Here is a 21,810-nt window from a genome sequence, read left to right as displayed (position 1 = left end):
CAACAACCGCAAAGGTGCGGGAGTTCCGGATGTTTCTGTACGCATGACAAGAGTTTTGCTCTGTTTTTGTCCGGGCGAGGACATCCGATCAACTGAATTCCCCTGTCCGTCGATCAGATGACGCCGCAATTCATTCCGTGAACCGGCAACCGGGTCCCGGGCCAGGCCCTGCGGCCTGCGAAGGCGCCCCGAGCCAGGCCGCGAAGAGAACGGCTATCGCCGGGGGAGAGGGCGGAGGTAAACCGATGGGTGGACGCCCATAATCATCCGGGGGTCCCCCTTGAGCCGGGCCGAGGAAACATCCGATGCTCTTTCCACGGCAGTCCCAGCCGTACTCTCCGACAACACAGTTCAGGGGGAATACATGATCAAGGTTCTTGAGATGGCCGGTGATGTGGAAGAGATCGAACTCTCTTTCCACGGTGAGGAGTCGAGCTACTTCGAGCCGACCGCAGCTCGTTGCAGTTCGTCCAGCACCTGTACCTGCTGCTGCACCGGCTGACGCAGCCGACGTGCGGGCCCGGGCCGGCCGGTCCGGACCCGCACATCCTGTGGTCCGGTGCCCGGGGGCGACCCCGGGCACCGGACCGTACCGTTCCGACAGCAGGTGAGGATGCGCCCGTGACCGAGACACCAGCATTGCGACCGTACTCCGCCGCCCGCACCGGGCAGCGCTCCGGGCTCCTGGACCTGGAGATCACCCGGACAGATCCGGGCTACCTGGCCCGTCTCCATCCGGACCTGCGGCAGTTCGTGATGCGTCGTTTCCTCGACGATGCCATCGACGACTTCGAGGAACTCCACGCGGTGTCCGAGCGAGGGGTGGCAGGTGACCGGCGTCCGGGCATCGCCGCGAACCTGGCCGGTGCGGTGGCCCACCGGGACGAAGAACAGCTGGTGATCGCCGGGCAACAGGTCATGCAGAGCTGGGAGCGCCCCCTCATGGCCGAACTCAGCAGGCTCGCTGCCGGCTCGCACGGCCATGTTCTCGAAGTGGGCTTCGGCATGGGAATCTCGGCATCCCTGCTCCAGGAGGAAGGGGTCGCCTCGCACACCGTCATTGAGGCCAACCCCGAGGTGGCAGAGACGGCGCGGAAGTGGGCGGACGAAAGGAGCGCAACGACGCGTGTCGTCCAGGGCCGCTGGCAGGACGTCATCGACTCACTCGGCACCTTCGACGGAATCCTGTTCGACACCTACCCCGCGGATGAGCACGAATACGACCAGTATGTCGTCCGCGACGCCGCCTACATCGAACACTTCCTGCCCGCCGCCGCCGGCCATCTGCGGCCGGGCGGCACCCTGAGCTACTACACGATGGAGATCGACTCGCTCAGCCGCCGCCACCAGCGTGCGCTGCTGCGCCACTTCAGCAGCTTCCGGGTCGGTGTGGTCTCCGGCCTGGAACCGCCCGTCGACTGCACGTACTGGTGGGCCGACTCCATGGCTACGGTGGCCGCCATCCGGTAGCTGCCGCGGGCGCACGGACCCGCGTCGCCCACGGCCCGGCTCATCACCCCGGCAAGCTGATGAGCCCCGCCGACAGCGCCGCCATGACGGCTTCCGTGCGGTCCGATACGCCGAGTTTTCGGAAGGCGCTGAGCAGGTGGGTCTTGACGGTGGCTTCGCCGATGCCCAGTTGTTCGGCGATGCGGGCGTTGGTCCGCCCCTGGGCGACGAGGGCGAGGATCTCGATTTCGCGCGGGGTCGGGGAGGAGGCGGCCGTACCGCTGCGCCGCCGTGCCATCTGCAGGGTGACCGCGGGGGTGATCACGGAGCGGCCCACGGCGGCGGAGCGTACCCCTGCCACGAGTTCGGGTGTGGAGGTCGACTTCAGCAGATAGCCGATGGCGCCCGCCTCGATGGCACCGACGATCGACGCGTCGTTGTCATAGGTCGTCAGCACCAGGACGCGGCAGTCCGGCACCAGCGAGCTGATCTTTCTGGTGGCGGCGATGCCCCCACCGCCGGGCATGCGCAGATCCATCAGCACGACATCGGGACGCAGCGCTGTCGTCGCGCTGACCACGGACGTACCGTCCTGGGCCTCGCCCACGATCTCGATGTCGGACTCCAGGGACAGCAGCGCCACGATGCCCTGGCGTACCACGGTGTGGTCATCCGCCACGATCACGCGGATCGGTCGGGGACGCTCACCGTCACCGTCGTTCCCTTTCCCGGTCCGCTCCACAGCTTTACCTCTCCCCCTGTCCCGGCGATCCGTTCCCGCATGCCCACGATTCCCAGTCCCGTTCCGGGACTTGCCGACTGGTCGAACCCGACCCCGTCGTCGGCCACGGTCAGCACCACACGGTCCGGGAGGTACTCCAGTGTGAGCTCGACCGATGTCGCCCGCGCGTGCTTGTGCACATTGGCGACGGATTCCTGCGCTGCCCGCAGGAGTGTGACCTCCCGTGTGACCGGGACCGCGCGTGGTCTGCCGCGTATCCGGAGCCGGGCCTCGCACCCCCAGGTTCCGTCCAGGAGACGTTCGAGCGCCTTGGGCAGCGTCGACTCCAGGCCTTCCGAGACCCCCTCCATGACCAGGGCCCTGGCCTGGCGGTGGTTGTCCTCGGCCGTGCGGCGGGCCAGCCGGATGTGTGCGACGGCCTTCTCGGGGTCGGTGGCGAGTTCGGCCTCGACGGCCTCCAACAGCATCCGGATACTGCCGAAGCCCTGGGTGAGGGTGTCGTGGATCTCCCGCGCAAGCCGCTGCCGCTCGGTCAGCACCCCGTTTCTGTGGCCCGCCTCCACGAGTTCGGACTGTGTTTTCTCCAGTCGGGTCAGCAGGCCCTTGCGGTCGTGCGATTCCGCCACGATACGGGCGATCCACCAGCCCAGGGCATGGCTGTATCCCGCGGCTGTGGCGGCGAGAACCAGCCGTGAGCCGACCGGGAGGCCGGGGGCGGACAGCAGGATGGCCAGGCCGCCGGAGAAGGCGAAGAGCGCCGACCCCACATGGGCGACTGCGGTCCGTGCCGTCGAATACAGCAGCAGTGAGACCGGCGCCGTGCCCAGCCAGACCACCGGCGCCGTGGCGAGCGCGGCACACCACAGAACGATGAGCAGTACGGCGGCGCGCTCTGTTCCCCGCCCACCACCGTCCCGGTGACGCCTCACCAGGCGTCGCGCCAGCAGCGCATGCCATAAGAGCGCCGCGCAGAGCACACCTGCCGCAGCCCAGGTCCGGAGCACCCCGCTCGGTGGAAAGGCAGCCAGGGCCCCGGCGGACAGGGAAGCCGTACAGACCCAGAGCACGGACCACACGGCGGGGCGGAACTGCCAGACATCGGACGCGGCCGTGGAGGGCGGGCTGTTGGACTCCGGCACGGCGCGGCTGCCCCCCTCGGGTCGCTGGGCGTAAAGCCCCATTATCCGCGCGGAAGGTACGGACACCCCTCCACCGATAGGTGGAGGCGTGCTCAGCCGAACGATGGTGTCCGCCTCTTCGTGCCGGGGCCAGGCTGAACTGCATGAGACAGGAACGGACTTCCCGGGAGGCGGTGCTCAGTGCGGAAGGCATCGGCCTGTCCCGTGCGGGCGTTACGGTGCTGGCCGATGCAGGGCTGACGGTGGCCGAGGGCGAGGTGGTGGCGCTGCTGGGCCCGAACGGCGCCGGCAAGACCTCCCTCGTCGAGTGCCTTGAGGGATTTCAACGGCCGCAGAGCGGGCGCATCGAGGTCCTGGGGCGCGATCCGTGGCGGGCTCCAGGTCACTGGCGGGCCCGCATCGGAGCCGTGCTGCAGGACTGCCGGATCGAGAGCGAACTGACCGTGGGTGAGTTCACCGCCATGACCCGGGGGTACTACCCCGATCCTCTGCCGGTACAGGATGTGCTGGCCGCGGTGGGCCTGGAGGGCCTGCACCGCCGCAGGGTCGCCAAGTTGTCGGGCGGCGAGCGCCGCCGGCTGGACATCGCCATGGCCCTGATCGGCCGGCCCGAACTCGTCTTCCTGGACGAGCCGACGACCGGGCTGGACGCCCAGGCCCGCCGTGACCTGTGGGAGATGCTGCGCTCCTTACGCACCGACGGCGTCGCGATGCTCCTCACCACCCACCTGCTCGAAGAGGTGGAGGCCCTGGCCGACCGGGTGGTGATCCTGGTGCGGGGGCGCGTGCGGCGGGAGGGGACCGTCGCCGGACTGCGCGAGCGGAGCGGGCTGCCCGCCCGGGTCGGGTTCCTCGCGCCGGAACTCACCGGCGGCGCACGGCCACCCGCGCTGAGTGAGGCGGAGTACGACGCTCCGACGGGGCGCTGGACCCTCACCACGCACGATCCCGCGGAGGCTGTGCAGCGGCTCTCCGCGGCGGCGTCCCGCGAAGGCTTCAGCCTGCTGGACCTCGCAGTGCGGACGCCCACCTTCGAGGACGTCTACCTCGACCTGCTGCGCAGCCTGGAGGTGGCGCCCCGATGAGCCGGAACGCCCCCGCCCGTAACCGGAGGGAGCAGAGCGCCGCCGCCGTGCCCGGTGCGGTGCGCACCTTCGGCCGGCAGCTCCGCTACGACCTTCTGGCGCAGGCGCGCAATCCTGCGGCGGCCTTCTTCTCGCTCGGCCTTCCGCTGATCTTCCTGATCACCTTCACCTTGATCGGGGCGAGGGGAGACGACACGGCGGTCTACTACGCCCCGGCCACCATGGCGATCGCCGTCGTCAGCGGCACCCTCTCCAACATCGCGATCACGCTGGTCTACCTGCGGGAGTACGGCCTGCTCAAACGCCTCCAGCTGCTGCCGGTGCGCCGTGCGGCACTGCTCGGCAGCCGGGTCGGCGCCTCGGGACTGCTCTCGTTGGGAGGCGTGCTCCTGCTCGCCGCGTACGCCGCCGCGGTGCACGGAGTGGTGCCCGAGCAGCCGATGTCCGTGGTGGCGGCCGTGCTGATGCTCGCCATGGCGGGCAGCGCCCTGGGACTCGCGCTCACCGTCCTGATCCCCGGGGAGAACGCGGCCGGCCCGATCGCCAACGCCCTGGCACTGCCGCTGCTGATGGTCTCCGGCGGCTTCTTCCCCCTGGACGCTTCCCCCGAGTGGGTCCGGCAGCTGGCTTCCTTCCTGCCCTTCGGCTCCGGAATCGACGCGGCGGTCGCCGGCTACGAGGGTGCGGCGACCGTAGCCGATCTCGGTGAGACGGCCCTGGCCACCGGCGTCTGGACGGCCGCGGCGCTCACGCTGGTCGCCACCCGCTTTCGCTGGGTGCCGCGGCGCCGCCGATGACCCCGTGGGAGGGCATGGCGGGCCCTGTGCCCCGATCCCATTCATCAGGAACGGAAGAGGAGTTCGATCGCCCATGAAGAACAAGAAGAAGCAGCCCTCGTCAGCCAGGGAGGCCGCGGTAGGGGCATCGGTCGCCCTCGTCATGAGCCTTCTGGGAGGCTGGGCGGCCTACGGCTTCTCGGGCAGCTATTCCGTTGCCGCGGCCGCGACAGGGATGGGCCTGGCCATAGGTCTGGTGATCTACCTGGTCGTCGCCCGCTCCGGCCGCTGACGAGGGACTGCCGGAGCCCACACCGAACACCCGGCTCACGGACCACCGCTGCCGTCGCGCTGCACCGGCGGCAGCAGGAGATCGCGCTCGGGGTGCTTCTCGCCCGTGACGCCACCGTCGACACCCAGGTCTGAGCGGGCCGCCTCATGGAAGTCGTTGATTCCCCGGAACACGGCGCGATTCCGTTCACGCCAATCGGCCAAGGTGCCGTCGATCTTCCCGTTTGCCTGCCAATCGACTTTCAGGGCCAGGGCGTTGAGTTCGTGCGCCGCCTCTACGACGTCGTCGCCGCCGAGCAGCATGATCCGCTCGAAGGCGCGCCCCCGTAACCGGCCCGCCGCCGACATCTCCGCCAGCATGTCCTGCTCGCTCGTCTCGCCGGCGCGTATGCCGTTCCGGTGCTCATAGAGCTGCACCGCGAGGAAGATGCACGACCGCATGCTGTCGACGTAACCCTCGTACGCATCGAGCTTCTTGCTGTCCCAGCGCGTCACCAATTCGTGCTTCTTGCGCTGCCGTTCCATCGCGTAAGTGGTCAGGTGCGTGGAAATCGATCCCAGCAACACCGCGGCGATCGTGGCCCATTGCTCGCCGGCATCCATGCGTCCCCCCGGTACGCGCACTCTTCGCTACGACCGGGCGATCATATAAGTGCGGGCCCGCCGCCGGCCCGGCTACAGAAACAGCCCCCAGGCCCCGTCGAGCGACCAGGTCTGCCAGCTCATGGCGAACAGTGCGGTGACGGAGATCAGCGTCATCATCAGGTTCTGGCCCTGCTCCGCCCAGTCGTGGATCATCAGCGCGAGGTAGATCAGGTTGAGCACCGCCCCGGCGGCCAGGGCTATCGGGGTCAGGAGGCCCACGATCAGGCCGAGGCCGAGGGCCAGTTCCGCATAGGCGACGAGGTATGCCATCAGGCGGGGGTGGGGCTTCACGAAGCGGTCGAAGCTCTTGCGGACGGCGGGCCATCGGTGTTCGGCCGCGATGCCGGCCGCCCAGGTGATGCCGCCGCCGGTGAACCAGGTCTTCTTGTCCTTGTGGCGCCAGCTCTCCAGCCACCACAGCCCGAGGCCGATACGGAGGACGGCGCACCATTCGGCGCCGCTGAGCCAGATCGTCTGCATGCTGCCCCCTCGACTTCCAAGCTGAACTGACGATGCGTCAGTTCAGCGGAAGGCGCGCGATCCCGCAAGGGGGTGGAGTTCCCGGCCCCGCCTTGTCGTCGCAAGGGTGAGCCCATAACCTCCGAACTGATGGGTCGTCAGGTATCGGTCCGGCGGCGTGGCCATCCGGCAGGCAGTTGGGGGTACAGCGTGATCAGCAACGAGAACGGCACGGCGGAGCTTCCCAGGGTCATCAGCGTGGATGATCACGTGATCGAGCCCGCGCACCTCTTCCAGACCTGGCTTCCGAAGAAGTACCAGGACAGGGGGCCGAAGCCCTTCACCGCAGGCATCGGCGAGCTGGAGTACGTCGGCGGGAAGTACCGGTTCACGACGGACCCCGAGGGGCAGATCACGGACTGGTGGGAGTACGAGGGGCTGATCTTCCCGTACAAGCGCATCATCGCCGCCGTGGGCTTCTCCCGCGACGAGATGACGCTGGACGGGATCACCCGGGAGCAGATGCGGCGCGGCTGCTGGGACCCCAAGGCCCGGCTGGCGGACATGGACCTCAACCACGTGGAGGCGTCGCTCTGCTTCCCGACGTTCCCGCGCTTTTGCGGGCAGACCTTCGCCGAGGCCGAGGACAAGGAGGTCGGGCTCGCCTGCGTGCGGGCGTACAACGACTGGATGGTGGAGGAGTGGTGCGGGGACAGCGGGGGCCGGCTGATCCCGCTGTGCCTCATCCCGTTGTGGGACATCGACCTGGCGGTCGCCGAGATCCGGCGCAATGCCGCGCGTGGGGTGCGTGCGGTGACCTTCAGCGAGATTCCGACGTACCTGGGGCTGCCGTCCATCCACTCCGGCTACTGGGACCCGTTCTTCGCCGCGTGCGAGGAGACGGGCACGGTCGTGAACATGCACATCGGCTCGTCCTCGCAGATGCCGGCGGCGTCACCGGACGCACCGCCCGCCGTACAGGCCTCCCTGAGCTTCAACAACGCGATGGCCTCGATGATGGACTTCCTGTTCAGCGGCGTCCTGGTGAAGTTCCCCCAGCTGAAGCTCGCCTACAGCGAGGGCCAGATGGGGTGGATCCCGTACGCCCTGGAACGCGCCGACGACGTCTGGGAGGAGCACCGGGCGTGGGGCGGGGTGAAGGATCTGATCCCCGAGCCGCCGTCGTCGTACTACTACCGGCAGATCTTCTGCTGCTTCTTCCGCGACAAGCACGGCGTCGCCTCGATCGAGACCGTGGGCGTCGACAACGCCACCTTCGAGACCGACTACCCGCACGTCGACTCGACCTGGCCGCACACGAAGCAGGTGGCGGCCGAGCACGTGGCGGGCCTCCCCGACGACGTGACGTACAAGATCCTGCGCGGCAATGCCATCCGGATGCTGGATCTCCCCTTCGACCAGGAGTGACCGGCCGCCCCACGCCCGCCGGCCCTGTCCGGCACCGTCCACGTCGTGGTCATGCGGTGCCGGACGGGTCCCGGGTCGCCCTACACCCAGCCCGCGGCCCTGGCAGCGGCGACGGCGGCCGCCTCGGCCGCCTCCGCCTCGGCGTTCAGCGCCTCGTTGCGGCCCAGGCCCTCCCTCCCCGCGGCCGTGCCGGCGGCCTGCGAGGCCTTCAGGGCGGCCTGGTACGCGGCCTCGGAGAGCGCGTCGGCGCCACGGTCCCGGGCCGTCCGGGCGGCGAGTACGGAGGCAGCGGCGGCGTTCCGGGCCTGACGGGCGTCGGCCGCGGGGTCCGGGGCCCCCGCCGCCAGCGCCACCAGCGCGTCGGCGGACAGACGAAGGGCGTTGGCGGCCTTCGCGGCGGCCTCGGTCGGTACGGCTATGACGGCGCCCGGGTCCGTCTCGACTCCGGCACAGCGGCACGCGGCCCTGGTGCGGTCGGCGGCGCTCCGCGCGCGTGCGGTGTGCCTCTTCCTGAGGGCTTCCTCGGTGCTCGGCACCCCCGTTTCCTGGATCAGGGTGGCGTGGGCCTGCGGGGCGCTGGGTTGCTCATCTCCGTGGGACTCGCTCATTGCCGTCTCCTTGTCCGTCAGAGCGACGTGTCTGTCAGAGCGACAGCGCTGCGTCATGGATATCCCTCGCCGGCCCTGGGCACGGTGACGGTCAGGGCCGAGCGGCGGGTGTCGCGCAGAGTGGCACGCCGGGCCTCAACAGACCAGAGCGGCGCCCGGTCTCCTCGCCCGCACGGCAGACGCCGGGGACGCGGAAGCAAGGGCCGTACGGGGGTGACCGGGCGCTACGGTTCCGGGAGGACCCGGCGGCGGAGGGCGATCGGATGAGCAGCACCATAAGTGAGACGCTGGCCACTCTCGGACGCGGATATGTGAGGGACGCTCCCGGCTCGCTGGGCAAGGCGGCACTCGCCACGCGGTACCTGAACCCATGGCTACGGGATCACCCACGCCAGAGGCTCGTCCGCACCCGGTTCGGCGCCGCCATGGCCGTGGACACACAGGATCTGATCCAGCGCTTCGTCTATCTGTTCGGCCTGTGGGAGCCGCACATGACGCACTGGCTCCAGCGCCGGCTCCGACCGGGGGACACCTACATCGACGTCGGCGCCAACGTCGGCTACTTCAGCCTGCTCGCCTCACAGCTCGTGGGGGAGGAGGGCCGGGTGGTGGCCATCGAGGCCTCACCGACGTTTCACGCCAGGGTCCTCCAACACGCCGAGATCAACGGCTGCAGCAATCTCCGCACCGTCAATGCCGCCGTTGCCGACGAGCGGAAGACGGTGACGCTCATCCTCGCGAGCTCCAGCAATATGGGGGCGGCCAGCATCGTTCCGTACGGCGGCCCGGCCGAGTCCACGCTCGATGTCGAGGCGTACCCGCTTCCCCAGCTGCTGGACGCGGACGACATCGCCGGCGCGCGCGTGATCAAGATTGATGTGGAAGGCGCGGAGGGCGCCGTGATCCGTGGCTTGGCTCCGGTGCTCGACAAGCTCCGGCCGGATGCGGAGATCACTGTGGAGGTGACCCCTGAGCGGATGGAAGCGCTGGGGGAGTCGCCCGGTGAGCTGCTCACGACGATGCGGGAGCACGGGTTCCACGTCTATCGGCTCCCCAACAGCTATGCCCCGGGCAGCTATCCGGCGGCGCTGCGCGGCCCAGCGGCGGTGCCGGTGCGGTGGCGGCATCCGGTGGTCGAGGAGAGCGATCTGGTCTTCTCGCGCATCGATGCGGAAACACTGCCTTGAGTGGCTGGGCCGGCCGGCGGCTGAGCTGCCCCCAGGTCAATCCGTAGCCGGGTAACGCCACTTGAACCGTGTGAGCTGCCGTGCCCTGGCCTCCACGACCGCCATGCGGGCATCGCGTTCGGCGGTGTCGGTGTGGGATGCCTGGCCGGTCGCCTGGCCGGGCCACTTGCGGTAGTGGAGGCCTACTTCGGAGGAGAACCAGCCGCGGCTCGTGGCATTCAGGGCGAGCAGCAGGCCGGTGTCCTCCGAGGCGGGCAGGGCCATCCACCCGCCGAGGGCGAGGAGCAGGTCGCGTCGGACGCAGAGGGTCGCGGGGTGGACCTGGGCGCGGAAACCGTTCGCCTTCCAGAAGTCGAGCACGGCTCCCCGCTCGACCGGCCCCGGCTCGGGGTCCCCGGGAAAGCCGGCGGTGGAGCCGTCGGGCAGCAGATCGAGGACGCGTGACGTCGTCCAGCTGATGCCGTTGCCGCCTTCGAGCGCGGCCAGGTCACGGGCCAGCACACCGGGCGTCAACTGGTCGTCGGCGTCCAGGACCTTGATGTACTCGCCCTCCGCGTGCGCGAGGGCGATGGTGCGGGCCACGCCGGGGCCGCCGGGCCGTCCCTGCCGGAACGTCACCCGCTCGTCATCGGGGACATAAGGAGCGACGTCGTTGCTCTTTCCGTCCTCCTGGATGACCCAGTGCCATTCCCATCCGTCGGGGAGGTCCTGTTGGCAGAGCGACTTGTAGGCCTCCGGCAGGAAGTGCGCCGAGGGCGCGTGCACGGCAGTGACGATGATGATGCGCCGGCGCACGGCACTCACCACCTTTCCAGGGGAGTGGTGAACAGCATTTCCGTGCGGTCGCCAGGAAGGATGACGTCGGAGACGTCAACTACCCGGTCGTTGATGTCGATCGAGGTCTTCCGGAGGGCGAGTACCGACGTGCCGGGCCACAGCTCCAGCTCCGCTGCTTCCTCCGGCGTCGGAGGGCGGGCGGTGACGCGCTCCTCGACGCGGTCCAGCTCGATACCGACGGTGTAGAGCTGGCTCTGCGAGCCCCCGGGCCACGGCTCGTTCGACTCGTCCAGGAGAGCGGGGTTCCTCGCGACCAGGTCGTGGACGAGGTACGAGGTCACCAGGCTGAAGGGCGCGCTCTCGGCCGCGTACCTGGTGCGGTAGGTGCGTTCGAGGAGGGCGGTGCCCTCGGGGAGACCGAAGGCTTCCGCGAGGCCCTTGTCCGCCTCGACCTTGCGGTACGAGGCGTGGAAGACCAGATCGTCGACCGTCAGGCCGGTGTCGTGCTCGGTGGCGCCGGTCTGGGCCCGCTCCGCCAGCGGCTCGCGTGCCCGGTTCTTCTCCCACTGGTGGCGGCGGTTCGTGCGCAGCGCGGAGGTGCGTTGCCGGCGGACGAAATTGCCGCGCCCGTGCTGCTTCTCGATCAGGCCCTCGTCCCGGAGGGCGCGGAGCGCCTCGCGGATGGTCGGCACGCTGCGCCGGAACCGTTCGGCGAGCTTCGACTCCGCCGGCAGTTTGTCCCCGGGCTTCAGCTCACCTGCGCGGATGGCCTCGCGGAGCTCGTCCGCGATCCGCTCGTACGCCACTGCCATGGGTGCTCACCGTTCCGTTTCCTGGCGCCCCGGCCGGCTCACCGGCCGGACAGCTCCAGCTTACGACTCCTAAAGAGGTGTTGACGAGTGGAGACGTCTGCGCCGTAGCGGGGGCCGCTCATGAAGAGGAGTTAAGGGCTGAACGGCGTGCCATTCCCGCAGCGGGGTGGCGGTATTTGAAGCCGCGACCATTTCGCCCCGAAAGGGCCCGGACGAGATGCGGGCGAGATGCCGACGAGATCCGGGCGGGATCCGGACGAGAGGGGGGACGGCCAATTCCGGCCTCGCACCGTAGCGAATGCGCCGCGCAATATGTGTGGCGCAGGGCGCGAAAACGCCCGATCGCTGGCGACGGGGGATGCACCAGCGATCGGGCTGTGGCCAAGACTAGCAAGGCTGTCCGCGTAGTGGGGGCCAACTGCCGAATTGCCATACAGAGTTGTGGTTGGAGTCACGTAAAGCGGTGCGTGAGGGGTGGAAACGCAGAGCCAGGGGCGCGGTGGAGTCGGCCGGGAGCGTCCCGTCCGATGCTCGGGCCGAGGGCGTTCGGCCGGGCGGCTTCGTTACGTGCCGCACGGCGGCTCATACGAGAGAAGCGGCAGATACTCGTGCCATTTCTCCGGGGTCAGAACGCCCCGCGTGGTTGAGCAAATACGGCGAATGGCCTTGTCGGGATCCAGGTCCCACAGCCGGACGGTACCGGCGCCGCTCGACACCCCGAGCATGTGGCTCTTGGGACTGAACGACAGGAAATTGCCTGTCTTGGCGTTGGGGCTCGTCGACTGACCGATGGGAGCGGCCTTGGACGGATGCGCGACGCGCCAGAACCGGACCGTGTTGTCATTGCCGCCGCTCGCCAGGGTGTGGCCGTCCTCGCTGAACGTCAGCGACACGACCGCTTCGGTGTGCCCGGAGAGGGGGGAGCCCAGCCGGGTCGCCCTGCGGGGGGCGGCCGTGTTCCAGAGCCGGACGGTGTCGTCGTCGCTGCCGCTGGCGAGGGTGCGGCCGTCCGGACTGTAGGCGAGCGCGTTGACGGGGCCCAGATGCCCCGTGAGGGGCGCGCCGAGTTGGGCGGCATGACGGGGGTCGTCCGTGTTCCAGAGCCGGACGGTGTCGTCCGCGCTGCCGCTGGCGAGGGTGCGTCCGTCGGGGCTGAAGACGAGGGAGTTGACGTAGCCCTTGTGGCCCGTGAGCGGTGTGCCGAGCCGACGCACGTGGGACGGGGCGCTGACGTCCCACAGCTGAATGGTGTGGTCCTCGTAGGCGGTTGCCAACGTGCGCCCGTCCGGGCTTATGGCCAGCGCATCGGGGCCCACGAACCGGGTCCGCAGCTCGACGGGCTTTCCGTACGAGACCGGATGAGTCGGGTCGGCGACGTTCCACAGCTCCACCGTCTGGCTTCCCATCAGCACCGCGAGGGTGCGGCCGTCGGGGAAGAACGCCAGCGAACGCACATCGCCCTTACCGGGCGTGAACGGTTTGCCCAGCACCGCGGGCCGGTGGGGATTCTGCACATTCCACAGCCGCACCCTCCGGTCGCGGGCGCCCGTGGCGAGCACCCGCCCGTCCGGGCGGAACGTGCCGATGCGGCCGACCATGTTCGAGGTCGGAATCGACCAGAGACGGACCTTGCTGTCGCCGCTTCCCGTGGCCAGCGTCCGGCCGTCAGGGCTGAAGCCGACTGCGTACATCTCGCCGCTGCTGCCCGCGAGGGGCTCGCCGACCTGCGACGGGTACGCGGGATCGCTGACGTTCCACAGGCTCGCCGTGCTGTCTGCGCTGCCGGCGGCGAGCATGTTGCCGTCGGGGCTGAAGGCCACGGACCACAGGGGGCCGGTGTGGCCGGTGAGGGGCGCGCCGAGCGGTGCCGCGTGACGTGGCGAGGCCACGTTCCAGAGCCGGATGGTGTTGTCCGAGCTGCCGCTGGCGAGGGTGTGGCCGTCCGGGCTGAAGGCCACGGAGTGGACGGTGTCCGTGTGGCCGGTCAGGGCCCTGTCGAGCCGCGCCGGACGACGCCGGTCGGCCACGTCCCACAGCCGGATCCTGTTGTCGTCGCCACCGGCCGCCAGGGTCCGGCCGTCGGGGCTGAACGCCACGGAGCGTACGGCGGCGGTGGGGCCGGTCAGGACAGCGCGCGCCTTCGGCCGCCGCGGGTCGCGGAGGTCCCACAGACGAACGGTGTGATCTTCGTTGGCGGTGGCCAGCGTGTGCCCGTCGGGGCTGAAGGCGAGCAGGAAGACCGTGCCGTTACGGCCGGCCAGGGGCGCCCCGACCGGGCGCGGGTGGCGGGGGTCGCGCACGTCCCACAGCCGGACCGTGCCGTCGTCCGAGGCAGTGGCGAGGGTGTGTCCGTCCGGACTGAAGACAGCGGTGCTCACCCAGCTCGCATGGCCGGTGAGGGGCTTGCCCAGGGGTTCGGGACGCGTCGGGTCCGCCACGTCCCACAGCCGGACGGTCCGGTCATAACTGGCGGTGGCCAGGATCCGCCCGTTCGGGCTGAACGAGGTGAGGTAGACGGCGCCGGTGTGGCCCAGCAGCGGCGTGGCCAGCGGCGCGTTCACCATCGAGATCAAGCGGTTGTTGGTGCCCTCGTCGTCGGGCCGCAAGCCGTGTGCCACCAGGTCCAGTTGCGCCGACAAGGAGGGATCCGTGTACTGGGCGCGGTCGGCCTGGGCGAGCACCTGCGCGAAAACGGTGTCGTCGCGCTGCTGCCGGGCGACCACCGCGGAACCGACCGCCAGCATCGCCATGACGATCAGAGCCGCCACCGCACCACGGCTGAGCAGGACGAAGCGCTTGCGCAGCCGGACCGAGGCGGCCAGGAACTCCACCGCGCTGCGGGTCAGAAAGGTGTCACCGGCAGAATCGGCCCAGTTGCGGGCCTGCTCCAGACGGGAACCCCGGTAGAGGAGTGAGGTGTCGCGGTTCGAGCCCTCCCAGGCCCTGCCGTCCTCCTCCAGCCGCTGGCGCAGCAGATTGCCGTTCCGGTCCTCGTCGATCCAGTCGCGCAGGCGCGGCCAGGCGTGCAGCAGCGCTTCATGGGTGATCTCCACCGCATCCGCGTCGAGCGTCACCAGACGGGCGTGCACCAGCGCTTCGAGCGACTCCTTCGTCTTGTGCGGGTCCGCCGACTCGTCCGCCAGCTGGTGCCGCGTCCCCCGCCGGCGGGTGGCCTGGGTGTCTTCGCCCAGCCGGACCAGCCGGAGGAGGAGCAGTCGCGCGGCCAGGCGCGCGGTCGGGTCGAGGCCGGACCAGGCCTGCTCGGCGGTCGCCGCCACCGCGCCCTGGATCCCGCCCGCCGCGCGGTAGCCGGACAGCGTCAGCCGTCCCGCCTTCCGCCGCTGCCAGGTGGCGAGCAGGGCGTGGGAGAGCAGCGGCAGCACCCCCGCGTCGTGCGCCCCGTTGAAGCCGTCGGCGCTCACTTCCCGGACGATCAGTTCCGCGAGCCCCGGTTCGAGCTCCAGACCCACGGCCTTGGCCGGGCCGGTCACCGCTTCGCGCAGCTCCGTGGTGGTCAGCGGTCCGAGCACCATGTGCCGGTGCTGCAGCGCGTCGGCCAGTTCGGGATACCCGAGGCACTGTTCGTAGAAGTCGGCGCGTATGCCGAGGATGACGAGGACGGGAGCCGGGCCGCCCGGGCCGGAGGGCGTGCACGCGGCGTGCAGCAGCTGGACGAAGGTGCGCCGGGCCGCCTCGTCGGAGCAGAGGGTGAACGCCTCCTCGAACTGGTCCACGATCACGACCGGACGGGCGGCGGAGGACGTCCCGCGCTCCGCCCATGCCGTGACGGCCTCCCGCACCGCGCGTGCGAAGTGCGGCGTACCGGGCTCCCGCGCCGCCGACTCCTGCGCGCCGGAGAGGACGTGGGCGAGCTCAGGGACGCGGCGGGTCAGCTCCGCGAGCGGATCGCCGCCCGGCACGAGCTGCAGGACCTCCCGCTCCGGGCGGTCCTCGTCGCCCGGTGCACCGCTCTGCAACGCGGGCACCAGGCCGGCGTTCAGCAGGGAGGACTTTCCGGCCCCCGAGGCGCCCACGAGCATGACGAGGCCGCCCGTCTTCTCTGCAGCGCGGAGCTGGGCGACGAGGGCCTCCGTGCTCCGCTCCCGTCCGAAGAACCACCGGGCATCCTGCTGACGGTACGAAGCCAGCCCCCGGTACGGACACACACCCTGGACGGTCGCGGCCTCGTCCGGGGGGCTCTCGTCCTCTTGCGCGGATGCCGCGGACGCCGCGGCACGGTCGTCGACCGCCCGCTCCCACAACCGCTGCCACTGGGCCAGGTCGTACAGGCCCGTGGACACCGGCGCGGGCCGCAGGCGCCGGGCCTGGGGGATCAGGATGTGCAGCACCGCCGCGAGGGCGGCGAACTGCGCGGGTACGTTCTTGGCCCGCCGCCAGTCGCTGATCCGCTGGACGGACACCCGCACGGGCCGCCCTCGTTCGTCGACCCGCTGAAGCCGGACGACCGCCTCGGCCACCTTCTTGAGAGGAGGGTTGCCGGCCTCCTTGTACAGCAGCGCGAGACGTTCCGCGAAGGCTCTGCGTGCCCCTGAGTCGGCACTCAAGGTCTCCACCCCCTACGTCCCCCGCACTTGGACATCCGGACCGGAAAACTCACCTTAGCGGGCTGACCTGTGGTTAAACCGTCGGCCCGATGCCGGAACCTCCTCGGCGGGAGCCACAGCTGGCAGGATCACCTCGCAGCGGCGCAGCAAGTGGGCGTTGCCCGGACAGGCCACCAGTTCAGTGCTCGGAGACAACTCCTGATGCATGCGGTCTCCTTCCGTCGGAGTCACAAGACGGTCGTGACGGACTCGGCGCGATGAGCGTGAGGGAACTGTGGAACCGTCCCATCCGGACTGCCGCCGCGTCGACCACGGGTCCGGCCCTTTCTGGATCCGCGCCGGTACGGGGGGCGCGGATCGACGCCGCCCGCGCCGTTCGGCACCGGTCCCCACGAGGGGAGGGACCGGTGGCGAACGGCGCGGCGTTGGTTCTGCCGTACGGCCCGGGCCAGGTGTGCGGACCGTGCGGCTCAGCCCGGCCCGACCGTGGGCCTCGCCGGCCGGACCGGGGGTGAGTTGGGCCCGCGCCCTGTCCCGCCGGGCGAACCCGACCTCGTGCGGCGCTGCCGATTGTGGCCCGGATCACTTCTGGTGCGGTGCCCGGTAACCAAGGGGAAGTCCCTGAAGGGGCGTCAGCAGGCGGCGGCCGGGAGGCGGGCACGAATTCAAGATCCACTCTCCGCTGCTCCCGGGGCGGCCCGGAGTACGCATCAGGCCCGGCTTCCGTTTCCGGAAGCCGGGCCTGACCTGCTACTTCTCAGTCGGGGTGGCGGGATTTGAACCCACGACCTCTTCGTCCCGAACGAAGCGCGCTGCCAAGCTGCGCTACACCCCGAAGCAACGAGCTCTACTTTAGCGGACCGATCCCCTGAGGCGAAATCCGGTTGTTGTGGAGCCGGGGAGCGGGCCTGACCTGGTCGATCCCGATGGTGATCAAGGGGAGCAGACAGATCGCCAGGGCGAGGGTGAGAGCGGTGGCGACGGTGGGGGGCGGGGCGCCGGCCGCGGCGGGGAAGGCGAGGGCGAACGCGAGGTGGAGGAGGGGGTAGGCCGGCCACTGCCAGGCACAGGACAGGCGGAAGCCGCGGGGGCCGGTGAGCAGCAGCCAGTCGGCGAGGGTGGCGAGCGGGGTGAGGACGTAGAGGAGCTGAGGGGCGATGACCCGGGCGGCGGTGGGGGTGCCGGCTTCCGGCAGCGTGAAGGCGGTGGTGTCGGCGGGGAGGGCGTAGTGGGCGAGGGCGGGCAGGGCGAGGAAGGGGAGGAGGGCGCCGGTGATGCGGGGGTTCACGGGGCGGCGGCCGGTCCATGCGCGGTGGGCGGAGCAGGCGGAGACCAGCGCCACGGCGAGGTTGGCCTGCACGGTGAAGCGGGTGAGCAGGTGGGCCGGGGAGGGGGAGCCGAGGGCGGCGAGGAGCAGGCCGGTCAGGGCGGCCGCGGCGAGCAGGGCGCGGAAGGCGGCTGCCCGGGGGCGGCGGATCGTGGGGGCGACGGCGGCGGCCGGGGTGCGGGCGGCGGCAGCGGCAGGGTCGGTGGCGTGGCGCGTGGACTGCGAGGTCCGGGTGGGGTCGGACATTCCTCCACGTTAGGGGGATGATCAGCGGGCGGGGGAGACCCGATCCGGCCGCTGCCGCCGCCCGCACCCCGGCCTCGGCACGCGAGGCCCCGGGCCCGAGCCCACGATCCTCGGCCCGAGCCCTCACACTCTTGGGTTTCAGCCCCCGGACCCGCCCCGGGCCCCTCTCAGTCCCGCGCCGTTCTCAGTCCCGCGCCGTCAGCGTCAGCAGTGTCGCCTCCGGGGGGCAGGCGAAGCGGACGGGGGTGTAGCGGTTGGTGCCGCAGCCGGCCGAGACATGGAGGTAGGAGGTGCGGCCTGCGGCGGTGTGGGTGGACAGGCCCTTCACCCGGTCGGTGTCGATGTCGCAGTTGGTGACGAGGGCACCGTAGAAGGGGATGCAGAGCTGGCCGCCGTGGGTGTGGCCGGCCAGGACCAGCGGATAGCCGTCGGCGGTGAAGGCGTCCAGCGAGCGCAGGTAGGGGGCGTGCACGACGGCCAGGGAGAGATCGGCACCGGATTCCGGGCCGCCGGCCACCTCGGCGTAGCGGTCCCGCTTGATGTGCGGGTCGTCCAGGCCGGTCAGGGCGATCTCGATGCCCTCCAGCTTCAGCCGGCCGCGGGAATTGGACAGGCCGACCCAGCCGGCCGCGTCGAACGCGTCCCGCAGCTCTTCCCACGGGTTGTGGACGACGCCCACGGCGGGTGCGTTGCCGTTGAGGCCGTGCCGGCCCTGGACCCGCTCGATCAGGTAGCGGGCAGGGTTGCGGAGCTTGGGGCCGTAGTAGTCGTTGGAGCCGAAGACGTACGCGCCGGGGAACTCCATCAGCGGGCCGAGCGCGTCCAGCGTCTCGGGGACGCCCTCGGGGTCGGAGAGGTTGTCGCCCGTGTTGATGACGAAGTCGGGGCGCAGCCCGGCGAGCGACTGCAGCCAGCGCTGCTTCTTGCGCTGCCCGCCGACCATGTGGATGTCGGAGACCTGCAGGACGCGCAACGGCCGCATACCGCGGGGCAGTACGGGCACGGTGACGCGCCGGAGGCGGAACGAGCGGACTTCGAAGCCGGCGGCGTAGGCCAGGCCGGCCGCGCCGACTGCGGTCAGGGTCAGGGGTACTCCGTATCGCGCGCGCATCGTCCCATCGTCGCAGAGTGAGCGGGGTGGATGCAGCGGAGGAGCGGCCCCGTGGGGTGATGGGTGTGGCGGGCCGGGAGGAAAAGGCGCGGCAGGTGTCGGTGGGGGGAGGCATACTCGACGTCATGACCACGCTCAAGTCCAAGCTGCAGGACGACCTCACCGTCGCGATCAAGGCGCGCGACGAGCTGCGCTCCTCCACCCTCCGTCTCACGCTGACCGCGATCCAGAAGGAGGAGGTCGCGGGCACCGAGGCACGTGAGCTGTCCGACGGCGAGGTCGAGAAGATCATCGCGCGGGAGGCGAAGAAGCGGCGCGAGGCCGCGGAGGCCTTCGAGAAGGGCGGCCGTGCCGAGCAGGCCGAGCGGGAGCGCGCCGAGGGCGAGGTGCTCGCCGACTACCTGCCCAAGCAGCTGTCCGACGACGAGCTGGAGCAGCTGGTCGCGGCGGCGGTGGCGGAGGCCAAGGGTGCCGGGGCCGAGGGGCCGCGGGCCATGGGCGCCGTCATGAAGATCGTCAACCCGCAGGTGGCGGGCCGCGCCGAGGGCGGCCGGGTGGCCGCGGTGGTCAAGAAGCTGCTGGCCGGCTGAGCGGCCGGACGGAGTCATTGAAGGACGGCTGAGGGGCGCCCCCGTGGTGGGGGCGCCCCTCAGCCGTTGTCGTACGGGCCAACCGGCCGCTTACCAGCCGCCGTTGCCGCCGCCGAGAATATCGGGGAAGCCCGGAATGCTCCAGCCGCCGCCCGGCTTGTTGTCGCCGCCGTGGCCCCGGCCCGGCTTGTGCTTGCCGCGGCCCTTGCCGCCTTCGTCGCCGTGGCCCCTGTCCTTGGCCGGATCGGCGATCGGGACGGTGGGCAGCTCGGGCGCGGGCCGGTCGGCGAGCGCACCGGCCATCGCGTCGCGCCAGATGGGGCCGGGGGTGTCGGCGCCGTAGACCTTGTCGTGGGGGACCCCGCCGATGCTGATGTCGTACATCTTGCGCTTGTGCATCGGGTCGCCGACCCAGACCGCGCCGGCCGCGTTCGGGGTGTAGCCGACGAACCAGGCGGCGTAGCGGCTGTCACTGGTACCGGTCTTGCCGGCGCTGTCACGTCCCTGGAGACCGGCTTCCTTGCCGGTGCCGTCCTCGACGACACCCTTGAGGAGGGTGTTGATCGTGTCGGCGGTCCTCTTGGACATCGCGCTGCGGCAGCTGGTCTGCGGGACCTTCAGCGCCCGGCCCCGTGCGTCGGTGATCGACTCGATGGCGACGGGGGAGCAGTACTCACCGCCGTTGGCGAAGGCGGCGTAGCCGGCGGCCATGGTCAGCGGCGACATCTCCTGCACGCCGAGCGTCATCGACGGGACCTGCTGCAACGGCTTGCCGTCCGCCCGCTCGATGCCCATCTTCTGGGCCATCTTCACCGCGGGGCAGATGCCGATGTCGCTGATCAGCTGCACGAAGTAGGTGTTGACCGATTTCGCGGTCGCCTCCTTCATGGCGTACGGGCCGACCTCTTCCTTGTTCTCGTTCTGCGTCATGTCGGTGCCCTGCCACTCGCCGTCGCAGGTCTGGACCGGGCTCGGGTACGGCATCCGGTACGGCGAGGGGTACTCCTGCTCCGGATTCGTCCCCTGCTCCAGCGCGGCCGCCGCGATCACCGGCTTGAAGGTCGACCCGGGCTGGTAGCCGGCGCCGCCGCCCATGTCGTGATCGACCGAGAGGTTGATCACGGTCTGGTTCTCGCGGAAGCCGTACGGGCGTGACTGGCCCATGCCGAGGATCTTGCCGGTGCCCGGCTCGACGATGGTGGCGGCACCGGCGACCGGGTCGTCCTCGTAGACATGGTCCTTCAGCGAGGCCTGGACCGACTTCTGGGACTGCGGATCGAGGGTGGTGCGGATGGTCATACCGCCCTCGTCCCAGCGTTGCAGGCGGACCTTCCGGCTCTTGCCGAAGTGCTTGTCGTTGAGGAAGACCTTGCGGATGTAGTCGCAGAAGAAGCCGGCGCCGTCGGTGGCGGTGATGCAGCCGTTCTTGGGACGGCTGACCGCCAGCTTGATCGGCTTCTTGGCGGCCGCGTCGGCCTGCGCCTGGCTGACGTCCTTCAGATCGGCCATCCGCTGCAGCACGGTGTTGCGCCGCTTGGTGGCCTCCTGCGGGGCGTTGACCGGGTCGTAGCGGGTGGGCGACTGGACGATTCCGGCCAGCAGCGCCGACTCCTCCAGGTTCAGGTCCTTGGCGTGCTTGCTGAAGTAGCGCTGGGCGGCCGCCTCGACGCCGTAGGCCTGCTGCCCGAAGAACGTGATGTTGAGGTAGTTCTGCAGGATCTTCCGCTTGCCGAGTTCCTTCTCGACCTGGATCGCGTACTTGAGCTCCTTGACCTTGCGGCCGAGGGTCTGCTGGGTGGCCTGCGCCACCTTGTCCGCGTTGTCCCCTGCCTCTTCGACGAAGACGTTCTTCACATACTGCTGGGTCAGCGTCGAAGCACCCTCGGAGACGCCGCCCGACTGGGCGTTCTTGTTGACCGCCCGCAGGATGCCCTTCAGGTCGATGGCGCCGTGCTCGTAGAAGCGCGCGTCCTCGATCGCGACGATCGCCTGCCGGATGTACGGCGACATGTCCTTGAGGCCGACGACCGTGCGGTCACGCGAGTAGACCTTGGCGATCTCGCCGCCCTTCGCGTCCAGAATCCTGGTCCGCTGGCTGAGCGGCGGCGTCTTGAGGTTCGCCGGGATGTCGTCGAAGCCCTCGACCGACCCCTTGGCGGTCAGGCCGAGCGCCCCGGCCGCCGGGAGCGCAAGACCGGCGAGTACCGCTCCGGCCAGGACGCTGACTCCGAGGAACTTGGCGGCCTGCTGCGTCTTGGACAGACCTCCGCCATCGCGCTTCTTAGGCATGAGGGCAGCCTACGTTCTCAATCCGCCGGACAGGGGCGCACGTGTTCGTTTAGCCTGTCCTCAGCTACCACAGCCGAACGGTTACGCCTCGGTTCGTCAACCCCTACTTCCCGCGGGACGCGCCCCCACGTGCCCGCAGGTGTCGAGCAAAACCCCGTGTCAGGACGGTGAACTGTCCTGCCTTGTGCGCAAAGTGACGTATGCCGCACGGTCACTCCGTTGGGTGATCTGCCGCATACGCATAGTCCGTTCGGGCCATCCAAGATTGGGCCCGAAGGGGGTGT

At 70.2% G+C, this 21,810-nt stretch carries 19 protein-coding genes and 1 tRNA gene; 8 read left to right on the top strand and 12 right to left on the bottom strand.

Features of this window, described 5'->3' with window-relative positions:
- The first annotated feature begins 364 nt into the window (after window positions 1–364).
- Both STRNI_RS19870 and STRNI_RS19865 read left to right on the top strand, forming a co-directional pair.
- Window positions 365–502, top strand: coding sequence for a hypothetical protein (locus STRNI_RS19870; protein WP_167540533.1), 138 nt, complete (start codon window positions 365–367; stop codon window positions 500–502).
- Window positions 503–621: 119 nt separating this feature from the next.
- Window positions 622–1,470, top strand: coding sequence for a class I SAM-dependent methyltransferase (locus tag STRNI_RS19865; protein ID WP_277411715.1), 849 nt, complete (start codon window positions 622–624; stop codon window positions 1,468–1,470).
- 43 nt (window positions 1,471–1,513) lie between these two features.
- Here the strand turns inward: STRNI_RS19865 and STRNI_RS19860 are convergent, their stop codons facing one another.
- Both STRNI_RS19860 and STRNI_RS19855 read right to left on the bottom strand, forming a co-directional pair.
- On the bottom strand, window positions 1,514–2,128 hold the full coding sequence (locus tag STRNI_RS19860) for a response regulator (RefSeq protein ID WP_277411714.1): 615 nt from the start codon (window positions 2,126–2,128) through the stop codon (window positions 1,514–1,516).
- A gap of 2 nt (window positions 2,129–2,130) precedes the next feature.
- A complete protein-coding gene (locus tag STRNI_RS19855; protein ID WP_277411713.1) occupies window positions 2,131–3,330 on the bottom strand; it encodes a sensor histidine kinase in 1,200 nt (399 codons plus the stop codon).
- 143 nt (window positions 3,331–3,473) lie between these two features.
- Here STRNI_RS19855 and STRNI_RS19850 point away from each other — a divergent pair, with 143 nt between their 5' ends.
- From STRNI_RS19850 to STRNI_RS19840, 3 genes are all read left to right on the top strand, one after another.
- On the top strand, window positions 3,474–4,415 hold the full coding sequence (locus STRNI_RS19850; RefSeq protein WP_277411712.1) for an ABC transporter ATP-binding protein: 942 nt from the start codon (window positions 3,474–3,476) through the stop codon (window positions 4,413–4,415).
- Complete coding sequence (locus tag STRNI_RS19845) at window positions 4,412–5,212, top strand: ABC transporter permease (RefSeq protein ID WP_277411711.1); 801 nt, start codon at window positions 4,412–4,414, stop codon at window positions 5,210–5,212. Before STRNI_RS19850 ends, STRNI_RS19845 begins: the two co-directional genes overlap by 4 nt.
- A 73-nt stretch (window positions 5,213–5,285) precedes the next feature.
- Window positions 5,286–5,483: a hypothetical protein gene (locus STRNI_RS19840; RefSeq protein WP_277411710.1), complete on the top strand. Its 198-nt coding sequence runs from the start codon at window positions 5,286–5,288 to the stop codon at window positions 5,481–5,483.
- Between the two features lie 35 nt (window positions 5,484–5,518).
- Here STRNI_RS19840 and STRNI_RS19835 read toward each other — a convergent pair whose 3' ends face one another.
- Both STRNI_RS19835 and STRNI_RS19830 read right to left on the bottom strand, forming a co-directional pair.
- Window positions 5,519–6,085 (bottom strand): hypothetical protein, encoded by a 567-nt coding sequence (locus STRNI_RS19835; protein ID WP_018089947.1) that lies wholly within the window; start codon window positions 6,083–6,085, stop codon window positions 5,519–5,521.
- A 72-nt stretch (window positions 6,086–6,157) separates the two neighbouring features.
- The gene (locus STRNI_RS19830; RefSeq protein WP_093641925.1) at window positions 6,158–6,607 is read right to left on the bottom strand and encodes a DoxX family membrane protein; all 450 of its coding nucleotides are present in this window, start codon (window positions 6,605–6,607) and stop codon (window positions 6,158–6,160) included.
- Between the two features lie 189 nt (window positions 6,608–6,796).
- Between STRNI_RS19830 and STRNI_RS19825 the strand changes: the two genes are divergently transcribed.
- Window positions 6,797–8,014 carry an amidohydrolase family protein gene (locus STRNI_RS19825; RefSeq protein ID WP_266440777.1) on the top strand — a complete coding sequence of 406 codons (1,218 nt, stop codon included), beginning with the start codon at window positions 6,797–6,799 and terminating at the stop codon, window positions 8,012–8,014.
- Window positions 8,015–8,094: 80 nt separating this feature from the next.
- Here STRNI_RS19825 and STRNI_RS19820 read toward each other — a convergent pair whose 3' ends face one another.
- Entirely contained in the window at window positions 8,095–8,622 is a 528-nt protein-coding gene (locus tag STRNI_RS19820) for a hypothetical protein (protein WP_277411709.1), read from the bottom strand.
- A 263-nt stretch (window positions 8,623–8,885) separates the two neighbouring features.
- Here STRNI_RS19820 and STRNI_RS19815 point away from each other — a divergent pair, with 263 nt between their 5' ends.
- Window positions 8,886–9,809, top strand: a complete 924-nt coding sequence (locus STRNI_RS19815) for an FkbM family methyltransferase (RefSeq protein ID WP_277411708.1) — start codon at window positions 8,886–8,888, stop codon at window positions 9,807–9,809.
- A 36-nt stretch (window positions 9,810–9,845) separates the two neighbouring features.
- Here the strand turns inward: STRNI_RS19815 and STRNI_RS19810 are convergent, their stop codons facing one another.
- The 6 genes from STRNI_RS19810 to STRNI_RS19785 form a co-directional block, all read right to left on the bottom strand.
- A complete protein-coding gene (locus tag STRNI_RS19810) occupies window positions 9,846–10,604 on the bottom strand; it encodes a glycosyltransferase family 2 protein (RefSeq protein WP_277411707.1) in 759 nt (252 codons plus the stop codon).
- A gap of 5 nt (window positions 10,605–10,609) precedes the next feature.
- A complete protein-coding gene (locus STRNI_RS19805) occupies window positions 10,610–11,398 on the bottom strand; it encodes a GntR family transcriptional regulator (RefSeq protein ID WP_109891397.1) in 789 nt (262 codons plus the stop codon).
- Window positions 11,399–11,961: 563 nt separating this feature from the next.
- Window positions 11,962–15,972 carry an nSTAND1 domain-containing NTPase gene (locus tag STRNI_RS19800; RefSeq protein ID WP_277411706.1) on the bottom strand — a complete coding sequence of 1,337 codons (4,011 nt, stop codon included), beginning with the start codon at window positions 15,970–15,972 and terminating at the stop codon, window positions 11,962–11,964.
- A gap of 752 nt (window positions 15,973–16,724) precedes the next feature.
- Window positions 16,725–16,798, bottom strand: a tRNA-Pro gene (locus STRNI_RS19795).
- A gap of 12 nt (window positions 16,799–16,810) precedes the next feature.
- Window positions 16,811–17,536: an integral membrane regulator gene (locus tag STRNI_RS19790; RefSeq protein WP_266440762.1), complete on the bottom strand. Its 726-nt coding sequence runs from the start codon at window positions 17,534–17,536 to the stop codon at window positions 16,811–16,813.
- Between the two features lie 184 nt (window positions 17,537–17,720).
- Window positions 17,721–18,647 carry a metallophosphoesterase gene (locus tag STRNI_RS19785; protein WP_018089955.1) on the bottom strand — a complete coding sequence of 309 codons (927 nt, stop codon included), beginning with the start codon at window positions 18,645–18,647 and terminating at the stop codon, window positions 17,721–17,723.
- Between the two features lie 125 nt (window positions 18,648–18,772).
- Here STRNI_RS19785 and STRNI_RS19780 point away from each other — a divergent pair, with 125 nt between their 5' ends.
- Window positions 18,773–19,237 (top strand): GatB/YqeY domain-containing protein, encoded by a 465-nt coding sequence (locus STRNI_RS19780; protein ID WP_018089956.1) that lies wholly within the window; start codon window positions 18,773–18,775, stop codon window positions 19,235–19,237.
- Window positions 19,238–19,327: 90 nt separating this feature from the next.
- Here STRNI_RS19780 and STRNI_RS19775 read toward each other — a convergent pair whose 3' ends face one another.
- A complete protein-coding gene (locus tag STRNI_RS19775) occupies window positions 19,328–21,526 on the bottom strand; it encodes a transglycosylase domain-containing protein (RefSeq protein WP_277411705.1) in 2,199 nt (732 codons plus the stop codon).
- Window positions 21,527–21,810: the final 284 nt, after the last annotated feature.

It is taken from the genome of Streptomyces nigrescens (genome assembly GCF_027626975.1).
GTDB classification, from domain to species: domain Bacteria; phylum Actinomycetota; class Actinomycetes; order Streptomycetales; family Streptomycetaceae; genus Streptomyces; species Streptomyces nigrescens.
This window is presented reverse-complemented; position numbering and strand designations above follow the sequence as displayed.